Source organism: Candidatus Paceibacterota bacterium (genome assembly GCA_041661265.1).
Classification (GTDB): Bacteria; Patescibacteriota; Minisyncoccia; order JAHIHE01; family JAGLIN01; genus JBAZUT01.
The window spans coordinates 12798-24441 of record JBAZUT010000012.1 but is presented as its reverse complement, the minus strand read 5'-3'; the positions used below and the strand labels follow the sequence as shown (position 1 = coordinate 24441).

At 44.7% G+C, this 11644-nt stretch carries 15 protein-coding genes; 6 read left to right on the top strand and 9 right to left on the bottom strand.

The window, feature by feature from the left end:
* Positions 1 to 49 precede the first annotated feature (49 nt).
* Positions 50 to 460 (top strand): hypothetical protein, encoded by a 411-nt coding sequence (locus WC788_07675; GenBank protein ID MFA6097478.1) that lies wholly within the window; start codon positions 50 to 52, stop codon positions 458 to 460.
* Positions 461 to 493: 33 nt separating this feature from the next.
* On the opposite strand, the gene WC788_07670 is transcribed toward WC788_07675, so the two are convergent.
* The 5 genes from WC788_07670 to WC788_07650 form a co-directional block, all read right to left on the bottom strand.
* The gene (locus WC788_07670) at positions 494 to 844 is read right to left on the bottom strand and encodes a hypothetical protein (GenBank protein ID MFA6097477.1); all 351 of its coding nucleotides are present in this window, start codon (positions 842 to 844) and stop codon (positions 494 to 496) included.
* Positions 841 to 2319, bottom strand: coding sequence for a GNAT family N-acetyltransferase (locus WC788_07665; protein MFA6097476.1), 1479 nt, complete (start codon positions 2317 to 2319; stop codon positions 841 to 843). Before WC788_07665 ends, WC788_07670 begins: the two co-directional genes overlap by 4 nt.
* A gap of 34 nt (positions 2320 to 2353) precedes the next feature.
* Positions 2354 to 2932: a flavoprotein gene (locus tag WC788_07660; protein MFA6097475.1), complete on the bottom strand. Its 579-nt coding sequence runs from the start codon at positions 2930 to 2932 to the stop codon at positions 2354 to 2356.
* A gap of 151 nt (positions 2933 to 3083) precedes the next feature.
* Entirely contained in the window at positions 3084 to 3824 is a 741-nt protein-coding gene (locus WC788_07655) for a phosphopantothenoylcysteine decarboxylase (protein ID MFA6097474.1), read from the bottom strand.
* A gap of 244 nt (positions 3825 to 4068) precedes the next feature.
* The gene (locus WC788_07650) at positions 4069 to 4929 is read right to left on the bottom strand and encodes an amidohydrolase family protein (GenBank protein MFA6097473.1); all 861 of its coding nucleotides are present in this window, start codon (positions 4927 to 4929) and stop codon (positions 4069 to 4071) included.
* Positions 4930 to 5819: 890 nt separating this feature from the next.
* Between WC788_07650 and WC788_07645 the strand changes: the two genes are divergently transcribed.
* Complete coding sequence (locus WC788_07645) at positions 5820 to 6281, top strand: DUF192 domain-containing protein (protein ID MFA6097472.1); 462 nt, start codon at positions 5820 to 5822, stop codon at positions 6279 to 6281.
* A gap of 102 nt (positions 6282 to 6383) precedes the next feature.
* On the opposite strand, the gene WC788_07640 is transcribed toward WC788_07645, so the two are convergent.
* Entirely contained in the window at positions 6384 to 6566 is a 183-nt protein-coding gene (locus WC788_07640) for a hypothetical protein (protein MFA6097471.1), read from the bottom strand.
* Between the two features lie 126 nt (positions 6567 to 6692).
* On the opposite strand from WC788_07640, the gene WC788_07635 reads away from it, so the two are divergent.
* Positions 6693 to 7262, top strand: coding sequence for an ATP-binding protein (locus WC788_07635; protein ID MFA6097470.1), 570 nt, complete (start codon positions 6693 to 6695; stop codon positions 7260 to 7262).
* Between the two features lie 200 nt (positions 7263 to 7462).
* Here WC788_07635 and WC788_07630 read toward each other — a convergent pair whose 3' ends face one another.
* Positions 7463 to 7738, bottom strand: a complete 276-nt coding sequence (locus WC788_07630) for a hypothetical protein (GenBank protein ID MFA6097469.1) — start codon at positions 7736 to 7738, stop codon at positions 7463 to 7465.
* Between the two features lie 204 nt (positions 7739 to 7942).
* Between WC788_07630 and WC788_07625 the strand changes: the two genes are divergently transcribed.
* The 3 genes from WC788_07625 to WC788_07615 all read left to right on the top strand — a co-directional run bounded on the left by WC788_07625 (position 7943) and on the right by WC788_07615 (position 10033).
* On the top strand, positions 7943 to 8296 hold the full coding sequence (locus tag WC788_07625) for a hypothetical protein (protein MFA6097468.1): 354 nt from the start codon (positions 7943 to 7945) through the stop codon (positions 8294 to 8296).
* 262 nt (positions 8297 to 8558) lie between these two features.
* Positions 8559 to 9428, top strand: a complete 870-nt coding sequence (locus tag WC788_07620; protein ID MFA6097467.1) for a hypothetical protein — start codon at positions 8559 to 8561, stop codon at positions 9426 to 9428.
* 20 nt (positions 9429 to 9448) lie between these two features.
* A complete protein-coding gene (locus WC788_07615) occupies positions 9449 to 10033 on the top strand; it encodes a hypothetical protein (GenBank protein ID MFA6097466.1) in 585 nt (194 codons plus the stop codon).
* A 1-nt stretch (position 10034) separates the two neighbouring features.
* Here WC788_07615 and WC788_07610 read toward each other — a convergent pair whose 3' ends face one another.
* Both WC788_07610 and WC788_07605 read right to left on the bottom strand, forming a co-directional pair.
* Positions 10035 to 10382 carry a hypothetical protein gene (locus WC788_07610; protein MFA6097465.1) on the bottom strand — a complete coding sequence of 116 codons (348 nt, stop codon included), beginning with the start codon at positions 10380 to 10382 and terminating at the stop codon, positions 10035 to 10037.
* 97 nt (positions 10383 to 10479) lie between these two features.
* Entirely contained in the window at positions 10480 to 11016 is a 537-nt protein-coding gene (locus WC788_07605; protein ID MFA6097464.1) for a hypothetical protein, read from the bottom strand.
* Positions 11017 to 11644: the final 628 nt, after the last annotated feature.

Genomic DNA, 11644 nt, shown 5'->3' with positions numbered 1-11644 from the left:
ACAATAATATGATATTATAGTATGTTCTTTTAAAGAACAGGTGATTTAGATGTTTGAAAAGCAAAGTACGATTAGTTTCATAATAGAAGGCAGGTATGTAACGGAAAAAACCGGCAACGAGTATATAAACGTAAGATTCCGAGAAGTGCATAGGGTCGATGCAAGACTGTTTGCAGAAGGAAGGAGGATCGTGAAAGGTCAGCGGATCGATGCGGGTACATTGGTAACAATAGATGAAATTATCATTCTCTCGATTGAACAGAATGAAAAGAGAGAATATGACGCTATTGTTATAGAGTATAAAAAATTCGACACGCTCGAAAACGCTCTGGAAATGGCAATTAACTCTGTCGGCTGTTGGGTAAACTGTACCAGAAAGATGCAAGAATATCTCGGAGATAATTTGAAAAAAATAGGATTGCATAATCAGGAGGTTCAGAAACTAGAAGGTAAAAAGTAAAAGAAAAAACCGCCAAACGTTGTGTTGGCGGTATTATTTTTTGTTTCCTTTTGCCTCCTTTTCTGATTCTTCCGCTAATTTTATCAGATGAGCGGTGTTAGTCGTTTCTCCTGCTGCAGCTTTTGCTACAAGCATTGTTTTTTGTTTCATTTCGAAATACACTTCTTCACCTTTTATCGCATAAGGAGTTACGCTCGGAACATTAGAACCGGTAGGTACATAAACTTGCTCTGCCCAGTGTTCAGCTTCTTCGATCGTGTCAGCTGTTCCGTCAAATTCCCGGTGATGTTTTATTTCCGCGAATTCTCCATCATATCCTCCTTCTGTTGTCGTTACGATCTTTATCAGATAGTATTTCGTTTTTATTCCATTTTCTTCCATCATTGCATCTCCTTTTGCATCCAGACCGATCCTCCTTCATCTTCGGAGGTTATCCTGAATCCTTTTCTCTCATAGTAGGGGATGACGTTGCATTCCCTGGTCGTCAGGATCCCGATCCTTCCGCACTGTTCGCTCCTCGCGATCTTCGAGACGATGTCGATGACCTTTTCTCCAAGCCCCAGTTTTTTTCTTGTGAATTCCTCAAGGGAATAGAAGACGAAATATATCGTGTCGTCTCTTGTCCTGATATACAAAAATCCCACTTTCGCTTCTCCTTTCTGGATCACGTACAGGTTTTTCGCGTCATAGATATCTATATCCGCGTTTTTGCCTTTTGTGTTCTTTTTGTAATGTTCTTCCCACTCCAGGAATTCCTTCTCTTTCTTTTCATCTTCATTTATCTTTCTTGCCGAGATCCCGCCGGAGAACAGATCCTCGATCTTTTTTATGCAGTCATCGAAATCGTTTCCCAAGATGATCAGGCCGTGTTTGTATTGCTGCAGTATGTCTGCATCGGGATTCTTCCTTGCAAGGCTCATGATCTCATCGAGCTCTTCTTTCGCTCCGCAGGGATAGTTGTATCCGGTCATGGGAAGATCTGCAAAGATCCTGTCCGTGTGGATATGTACTGTCGCCTTGAATTCCGTTCCTTCGAGCAGGGCATGGTTTATCGCCGTATCGATCGAAGGTTTGACCTTTCCCGAATAGAAGATCCTCGCGAAAACTTTCGGCAGATGGTCCAATTCGATCTCTTCCGTCAATTCGATCTTTTCAACGCTGTTGATCCTTACGATATGATCCCTTGGAAGATCTCCTTTGTCGGACCCTCTTCCGGTGATGTACATGCTGCCGCCGAACATCATTGAGAAATTGCCATAGGTTCCTCCGTCGACGACCGGCAGAAGCCCTTTTTCAAAAAGCGTCTTTCCGAGCCGATGGAATTTTTCATACACCTCATCCGGAACCGAAATATGGTTCTCCTCTTCTATGCTTTGCGCGTGCCTGACATTTTCCCGTTTGATCATATTCGCCGCAAGGCTCCTGATCCATTCGTTTTCATCCGCAAATACGTCATATGTTTTTTCCGGATAGATCATAAGGAAATCCGTTATTGCTCCCGATACATTCTTTACAGCCAGCATGTTATATCTCAGCGTTCTCAGTGTTCTAAATCCTTCTTCAAACCCCTCCTCCAGACGCGGCTTGTCCGTTTCGGAATAGCCGACCGTGAAGATATGCTTGCACGGTTTGATCTTTCTGATCTCGCGGATGCGGTCCGGAGATGCCAGGGTCACAAAGAAATCTATGTCGTTATGCTTGATCGTGTCCATTGATCTTTCCCAGGCGCTGTCTTTTGTCTCCAGCTCGAATACGTTTTCTATCCCGAGCGCGGATCCTTTTCTGATCTCCTTTGCGATCTTTCCGGCGATCCTGTCCGATGAAACATCCGACAATACAGCTATGTTTATTTTTCTCATTTCCGCCTCCTCTGAAATTTTGGGGAAGGACCGTTCAGGCCCTTCCCTTGCTTACTCTTTCAACTATCGTTCTTATGTCGGCCATCTTTCCCATGCCTTCATCTCCGCATTGGAGCTTTCCGGCGGCGGGCTCGATGACCGAATATCTCATTTTTTCCTTTCGGAGCTTTTCCATATTCTCCCGGAAAAAGGGATTATTCCACATTTCGACATTCATCGCAGGCGCAATGAAGATCTTTTTGTTCTCCGGCATCGCAAGCGCGATGGTCGTGAGATAGTTATCCGCGATGGCGTGCGTGATCTTGCTTATCGTGTTGGCTGAAGCCGGAGCGATAAGCATCAGGTCCGCCCACTTCACCAGATTAATGTGCCGCACCTTCCCTTTTTCTTTCGAGAAAACCCCCGTGATCTCTCCAAGTCCTGTTTCAAGAAGAGCCAGGAGCTTGAAGATCTTTTGGGGCTTCCGGATCAGCACGGAAAAAATGAAGAGCCACGCGGATCCAGTTGCGACCAGCTTCACTTTGAAGCCGTCCTTTTCAAGTTCGTCTATGAGCCTGAAAAGCATCACCGCGGCGACGCTTCCCGTGACTCCCAGTATTATGTTTTTCTTCATCTTATTCCTCCTGGTTGAAAACGCCGGCCGATTCACTCTCCTCTTTTGCCTTTATTGCGTTTCTTTTGCCGCAATGTATGCAATAGTTATCCTTTTTGGGATAATTTTTTTGCATCCTGTGCAAATAAAGAAATCATCTCCGTCCAATTGATCACCTTTTGAGGTTCTTCCCGATCTCCGACATCAGTTTTTCATACATTTCCTCTCTCGTATCGATCTTCACGAAGCTCCCGTCCTTTTCGACGAGATAGGCCGCGGCGGTCGTGGTTGAAGTTCCCGCCTTGTTGTTTGCGACGGCGAGGTTCGCTCTGTTCTTGATGATGCCGGCCACAGCCTTGGCGATAAGATCCTCTTCGGAGAGTCCCACTTCCAGTTTGAACTGGACGAGATAGACGTTCGGATCCCAGTCTTTGATGTGGCTTATGATCTTCGGGGTGGGCGTTGTTCTGATGGAAAGCTCGTTGAGGCCGGAGCTTATTTTTCCGTCCTGTTTCGTCGGCGCATAGTCGGCGACCGCGGAAGAATGGATCACCGCATGGAATTGCCTGGTGGATACATATTTTTCCATCAGGTCCATAAGCTCCTGGAAATAGTCATAGTGGACGATCTCCAGTCTTCCTCCGGCTGCCGCTATTTTCTCGCGCTCGAGGATATATCTCTGCATTTTTGCGAGAACAGTTTCAACAGGTTCATCGATGAAGACGGTCGTGTCCTCGATCCTGTGTGGTCCGAGGAGCAGTGTCACATCCGCTCCCATCTTTGCTGCCTGGATCGCAATCCTGTATCCCGTTGTTCCTCCAAAGACATTCGTTATCACCCTGACATTGTCGATCGGGACCCATGTGGACCCTCCCGTTACCAGTATTTTCTTTCCTTTCAGTGTTTCGTTCATATTTTTTCCTCCTTTGTTCATCATATTTCATTTGAATCTGCTAAGTAGTGTGGAAAATAGTAAATCAATTAATATTGTCATCCTGAACTTGGTTCAGGATCTGTTGTGTCGATCTCGAAAAAAACATTAAAGATGCTGAAACAAGCCTGCCTGTCCGGTAGGCAGGTTCAGCATGACAACTAGTTTTATTAATGATTTATAAAAAACCCACCCGGATACTCCGATGCTTGCAGCGGAGTTGGGTTCATATTATTCCCAGCACTGTCAGCATGTTTTTCGACAGCATCCGCTCAACTTCTTCGTCATCAAGATCGAGCATCTTTTGCAGTCTTGAAACAAGCGCCAGCGATTTTTCGTGCGACGATATGGGCCAGTCCGATCCGAATATGATCTTCTCTGTTCCCATAAGGTCGGTCAGAACATCCGCCACGGTTCTTGCGATATATTCCTCGTTTAGCTTCTGCCACCTCTCGGCCCTTTCCTGATTTTTTGTCGTGTTGCTCACGAGTCCCGAAAAATCCAGATAGACATTCGGATTCTTGTGCGCAACGGCGGCCGCTTCTCTGATGCTCGGATCTCCCAGGTGGCTTATCACGATCCTCATGCTCTGGAAAGATCCGGCAACGTCATCGATGTATATCGGCCTGGAGAATCGGATCCCGCCCGGGCTTCTGTATGCAAGCCCCGAATGGAACATCACCGGAACGTTGAATTTCGATGCGAGCTCATAGACAGCATCCAGCTTCTTCTCATTCGGATAGAAATATTGATATCCGGGATAAAGCTTTATCCCGAAGATCTTTTTTCTTTCAAGAAGCGATTCAAGTTCCGAGACGCCGCCAGCAAGGTCATGCTCGGCGTCCAGGCTTCCGAAGACCAGGATATTCTCATGATCTTCGGTTATGGAAAGCGCGGTCTCGTTCGATATGCTTCCGGTCTTTCTCGGAAAATATGCCGCAAGCGCGATCGCAAGGTCGATCCCGTTCTTTCGCATGCTGTCTTCCAGATATCCGATCTTGGCCCTGCTTTCCGGATGGATGCTGAGGTGCACGTGATCATCGATGATCCTCGCTTTCTTCAGTCTTTCTTTCATTTCTTTTTCCATTTTCTCACCTCTATTTAGTTGTCAAAGATCACAGGAATTTCAGTTCCTGTCCTCCGGGCGTGTTTTTTCGCAAAGAGGACAAGAGCAGAATTTAAAAAGCGGCTCTCGGCCGCTTGCTCTTTTTCCTCTTGCGCTCATCGCGTCAAGTCAAACTGAAATAGCGGCCTAAAATAGGGGATTCATTGATTCTGATTGAGTTGTTTAGTTTATTCTGGAACATGGGGTTGTATTTAATTGAATTGAAACTTGTCTATGCTGTCACCCTGAACCTGTTCGCCTCGCTGTCACCCTGAGCTTGTCGAAGGGGGACATGTGCTTTCAGGTTTGTTCATAGTTCGACAAGCTCACTATGACAATTTTATATTTTATTTCGGTGTTTTATAGTGTTTGATTATAGGTTAAACAAACAAAAAACGGCTTCTTCAGTCGTTGTTTTCGGCGAGGGATTCGATCGATTATCATTGCACGGCAAAAAACAACGGCTTGGGCGTCTTTCTTGAATTAATGCACGATAGCGTCGATTGTTGTTTTCTGAACTGCATGATTATTTCTATATTGATTACGGTATCATACTTGCATAATACCACGTCGAAAAATGTTGTCAATAAATCATGTGGATAATTGAGTAAATTTCCATTTTGCGGAAAAAATCTGCTATAATTAAGCAGGGATTGATATAACCAGGATTCACACATTTGTCTGTCATTTCGACTGGAGCTAAGCGAGGAACGAGCAAGCAGAATAAAGAAATAGCCCTAACATGAGAATGGCTTTGATAATCATTTTGTAGTTTTAAAGAGAGATCTCTCGACTTTGTCTTGCCGCTTTTGCTTCAAGACTTCGCGCGAGATGACAAACTGAATTGCGCAAGTCCTAATAACACATAACATATGAAAAAAAAGAAAGTAAAACCGTCATTGATATTTCTTGCTTTATTCAGCGTCTTTGCTGTTTCATATTTTTTTTGGGAACCCGAAAAAAAAGACAGACTGCCTTCCGTCTGCATAGAGAATAATTGTTTTTCAGCCGAGATCGCCGACACGTCGCAGGAAAGAGAGCGTGGACTCATGAACAGAGTTGCGTTGAAAGAAAATGGAGGGATGCTGTTCGTTTTTGAAAAAGAGGATGTCTATAAATTCTGGATGAAGAACACCCTGATCCCACTCGACATGATCTGGATCGGAAATGATAATAAAATAATTTTCATAAAAGAAAATGCCCAGCCGTGCAAGACTGAGGCGTGCGAGTCTTTCGGGCCGGACGGGAAAGCGAGATATGTTTTTGAAATAAATGGCGGGCTGGCAAAACTTAGAGGAATAAATGTCGGAGATACTGTAGAAATTAAGGATTGATGCTATCAGAGGCTGCTACGATGTCGGTTCTTATCTTACAGCAAGGATCTGATTTTCATGAGCAAGAAGAGATTTTTAAAAAGAGTGATTCTTACGAATAACTCATTGTGTATGTTTTTTGATCAATTCCGGCGGAAGATGCAACCTTTGTGTTTTTCCTTTTTCCAGGGGAATCTCCACCAAAACTGATATAATGTTTTCGGAAAAATCTGTTTCCTTGCCTACGATCCTTCCTTTTCCTGTTATTTCCACTTCATCTCGAAGTGTCAATTCGTCGTCTTTCATTTTTTGCCTCCAATTTATTACACTACCAGTTTATACGTAAATATATTTTTGTCAACGATTCCGAGCGTAAATCGCCGTGATTGCTGGGCCTGGGACGTTTGACCATAATTCATTAATGACAACAACATGGAAAAAGACATATATTACATGATCGGTATCCCGGGAAGCGGGAAATCTCATGCTGCCCAGATGAAGGCGGCGGAACTCGGGATTCCCGTGCTCAGTTCCGACAACATGAGAAAAGAATTATCCGGGGATGCGGGAGATGTTGAAACTCACAGCCACAAAGAAATATTCGAAAGGCTCCGGAGCGAGGCTGACTGGAGAATAGAGGAAGAAAAGGGTTTTGTCTGGGACGCGACGGGTATCGATGCCAAATTTAGGAGAGAAGATATCGGGAGATTCAGGAAAAAAGGAGCCAGGGTCATAGGATTGCTGATGGTCACTCCCAAGGAAATTTGCATGGAGAGGAACAGAAGCAGGCAAAGGACAGTTCCGGAAGATGTCATAGAAAGCATGGATGAACAGTCGAGATCGGCCGAGCACGCCATAAACACGGAATTGGATCTTTTCGACGAAGTGAGTTTGATCGATGAAGACGGCGATGAGGTCAAGGTCTATGAGCGGGAGGCCGGAAGAGGCGAGGGGACGATCAGCCGTGAAGCAAAAATAATTCCGGGGTTCAAAATGAAATAATGATCAGGCTATTGCCGAGCGCAATTGAATATTATAATAAATCCAACCAAAAATGTCTGTGAGTTGTCATTCCCAACCTGATCGGCCTGTCCCTGCCTACCGGCAGGCGCCTCTGGCGGAGAATCCATGGTCTATACTAAATACCATATACGACATACTATTTTATAATATTCCGGCATCACAATAAAAAAAGCAGAAGATCAGGTTTGTCTTTTGCTTGTGATCACTATCCTTTTGATCTCTGTCATTGTTTTGGGCGTGATCTCATTTTTATTGCAGATCCACTCTGCTGCATAATAGAGAATATACCCGATGGCAGATCCGGATCTCGAATCCCTTGCCTTTGCGGCGCTTTTCAGAAGCTTTGCGGCGGTTCTTTCTTTGATCTTTTCCTGAACAGTTTCGGGAAAAGCTTTTTTGATCTCAGGCCATAATTCATTGAATTCATCAACAAGTTTTTCGTTTGGCGGTTTCAACCGGATTCCTCCTAAAGACTTATATCACAGACCATTGATGATGTCGAGGGTCTTTTGCCGTTTCTCATCGTCCGATATGGCATGTCTTTTGGTTTGATTTTATGCTCATATGCATATATAATTTTGATAATGCTTCCCAAGCTCTGTTCCGGCCAAGCGGAGGGGAGCAAGAGCATGTGAACATCAAAAACACAGGAGGTAAAAATGCCATTCAAAGCGCACATGAAAATAGACGAGCTCGTCGGAGAGACCGTCCGAAGGCAGGGATTCTGCGTAGCGGAGGATGAATATGGAATAGCCACCGGATGCGGCATTGCTCCGTGCGAAGGAATACTGAAAAAAATAAATTATATGGGCAAAAGCGGCCAGATCGATTCGATCGTGATGGAGGTCGGGTCCAAGCCGATGGATCTTTCGTTCAATCCGGATCCTCACGGCAAAGCGTCCGAAAAAGAAATATATCTTTATCACAAAGGAAAGCTGGTATATGAATCCTGGAGCGAGGATTCCGTAAGGGCGCGCGAGCCGGATGTTAAAAAGACCTTAGCGGAGCCATAAAGGTAAAATGAGGGGACATTGTCCTCTTTTTTTAGCCATGATCATTTTCCGCGGTGCGTTGAGATTTTCTGTTTGATTATCAGTTTAAACTGCGGTAAAATTAATCCAGAACGGTAATCGTAAAAATTAATCCGATGTGCAGGGGGATATGACTACCAGATTTTTTAATTGGGACCCAAACGTCATTCTTAACTTGCGGCGCTATATCCATAGAAGATAAATATTGTTCCCGCATTAAAATTAAATTAAATAAGATACAAACATGAAAGAAAGAATACAATTCGACGAGACGAATGAAAAAGAGCTGAAAATAGAAACCATCAGTTCTCCGGAAGGCCACGAGATATCATTCTGTCCGGAAAAAGGGGGGATCATCACTTCGATCAAGATCAGGGGCGTGGAGATCCTGCGCGCAGATCCGAAGGATTTCAAGGAAGCAAAAACGAGAGGCGGGATCCCGGTCATGTTCCCGAATGCCGGAGCGCTTGATGGTCCGCTTGTCGATCCGTCTGAACCTGAAAAAAAACTGGAAACGCTGAAGCCCCATGGTTTTGCGCGGGATTCGAAGTGGGAGATTGAAAAGGTCAGCCAGGATGAATTGATCGAAACACTGAGCGAGGAGAAGCCCGACAGCTATCCCTATGAATATTTACTTAAGATGATTGCCAGGATCGAAAAAGATGGATCGATCACACTTGCTCAGGAAGTCCGGAACGATTCAGGAAAAGAAATGCCGGTCTCAATGGGACTGCACCCGTATTTCAAAGTCCCGAAGGGCAGAAAGAAAGATGTCCTGATCGACCTTGGAGACGAAAAAATGAACGGCAAGATCAGGGATAATTTTGAAAAATGGTCAAAGGGCGAGGCAATGATCGTTGACAGGTCTGAGCTTGAGGATCCGGATTCGGTCCTGAGGATCGAGATACCGGAAATTGGAACTATAGCGATGGATGTCTTTGAAAAATATCAGAACATCTGGATCTGGTCGGAAGAAAGCAAGGAAGATGACGAAGATGATTTCATCTGCATCGAGCCGGTGATGCGAAAACCGAAAGGGCTGGCCCAGAGTCCCGAGATGGTCAAGCCCGGCGAAACATTCAAAACAGGGGTCAGGATCGGTCTGGAAGGTTAATCAATTTTTAGCTTCAAAACATGGAAACGGAAAATAGGTATCTTTCGCAGAAAATAAAGATCAAGGACGGGCTCATAAGCCTGAGAGGATTTTTTGATGGTTTCAACCGGTGCATGGGAGAGGTCGACGGCAGAAAAGTATATTTCTTCTGCTTATGGTTCGACAAGGACCTCAGCATAAAAAAGATAGAGATCTCCAATATGGACGTGAAGCCGGAAGAGGAGATCCACGTTGCTTTCATTGAGATAGCTGACGTCAGGCTGGAAGGAGGTTCGATCAAACTTCTGAAGCCCGCAAAGCTGCTGCCGATTTCCTCGGATGAATATATGAATTACACCAGGCAGTCGAGGAAGGATCTTTATGTTCTCGGCAAGTTCGAATTCGGATTCAATCCTTTCCAGGCGACCAGATATCCGGACATGAGCCTCGGATCCCAAAGATTGGTCACCCGGAATTCCGTTTTGATGCCGGACCTCCTGATAGATCCGGCCGCCTGGAAGATCTGCCGGCTCAGGCGTTTTTTTCTGTTCATCAAAAAAGACCATCCGATAAGCAGAGTCGTGGAGTTCAACCGGAGAGAATTCCGTTTCACCTTCGGGGAATAATTCAATTACTATACACAAAAAAAGAAGGATCAGATGTTTGATCCTTCTTTTTAAATATGGGAAACAACGAGTTCATTTGTTCTTCGCCAAACCTTCCTTTCTTTTTGCCATCCCCTCCAAGCTGATCGAGCATCATTTTCATTCCGATGAAGGTCAGAGCAAAGACTCCCAGTCCCGCCCCTATTCCCTGTGAGGCATCGACCATGTTTTCAACTCCATGGCCGAACGGTGTATTCATCGGTTCTTGTCCTGCGCCCCAGCTTCCGGCCGCAGACTCAACTATTTCTGGTCCTTCGAGGATCAAACCTTCTCCTATCAAAGTGGCAGCGACTGCCTTTTCTGGATTCATAAAAGTTGAGTTAAGATATTAAACATATATTGATAGTACTACAAAACATCAGGATGGCAAAAGAAATTCGCGGTTCATAGCCAAAGAAAAAAAGGGATCATGTCCCTTGTTCTGATTTTCCCTTTTCAAATGTCTCCTTGACCGTCTTATGCACTTTTTCGAAATCTTCCCTTGAACTGAACAGTTCTGTCGCCAATGGCAATATGAACAGATATGGGTCCAGCAGTAGATAAGAAAGTATCAGCGTCGAAAAGACTCCGGCGGCCGGCCCTGACAAAAAAACTGTGAGAGCTTTAGCTCGCGTGACGTGTCCCTTGAGGCCTGACGATTCAACTGCCCGTGGGACCGGTATCCGGTATAGTTTAGTCCAAACGAAACGGATATTGGCCTCTGGAAAATAATATCTCATTGCCGCATAGTGGCCCGCTTCATGCGAGAAGAAATTGGCGATTATGATCATCATCACATAAACTAATTGTTTTATTACGTGATAGATCTCGCTGATTTCCATGGTGTAATATGCCGCCACCACGAGAGCTGTATAAAGGAGAATTTCTATTATTTTAAGGATCTTTTTTGTTCTTTCGGAGAATTGAAGATTGACCATTTCGATCACTCCTTGAATATTGTCCATAATTAAATTACGAACGAATAATTATAATACAAAAAAGCTATCTTGTCAACAAGCAGTCAGGTTAAAACCTCTCCTTTATATCAGGTGTCCCATTCAGGCAGAGGATCCGGGTTCGTTTCATGTTGCGTTTGTAGGGACAGAATATATTCTGTCCTTTTTGAATTGCAGAGCTGAAGATTTTCATCTCCTACGGCTGTCATTCTGGACCCGCCCACTGGCGGGGATAGAATCCCTGAATTAATATCATCTGTCAAAGTAGCCTAAGAATTTTCAGCCCCTACAAATAAATTCCCCTCTGGAGAGCCTGTCCCTGCCTACCGGCAGGCGCCTTGGGAGGAGGGGCAGGGGTGTGTGAATTGTATTTGTATTTAGTAGGGACATGTATAGTTGCTTTGCCTCGCCGAAGTCTCTGACGTAGGCGGGTCCCCGTGTGAGCGACGAAGCAGTCTCTATTATGTCATCCTGATGGTTCGACAGGCTCACCATGACATTGCTTGTTGTGGAGTCTTTTTCTTTGATTTATAGGCTAAATTGAGGTAAAATGAAGCAAAGAACTGATCAATTCGGTATGTGCAAAATTTGCACATTGCAAATGGCAACATGTTCCAAAATGGAACAAGCTGAACAT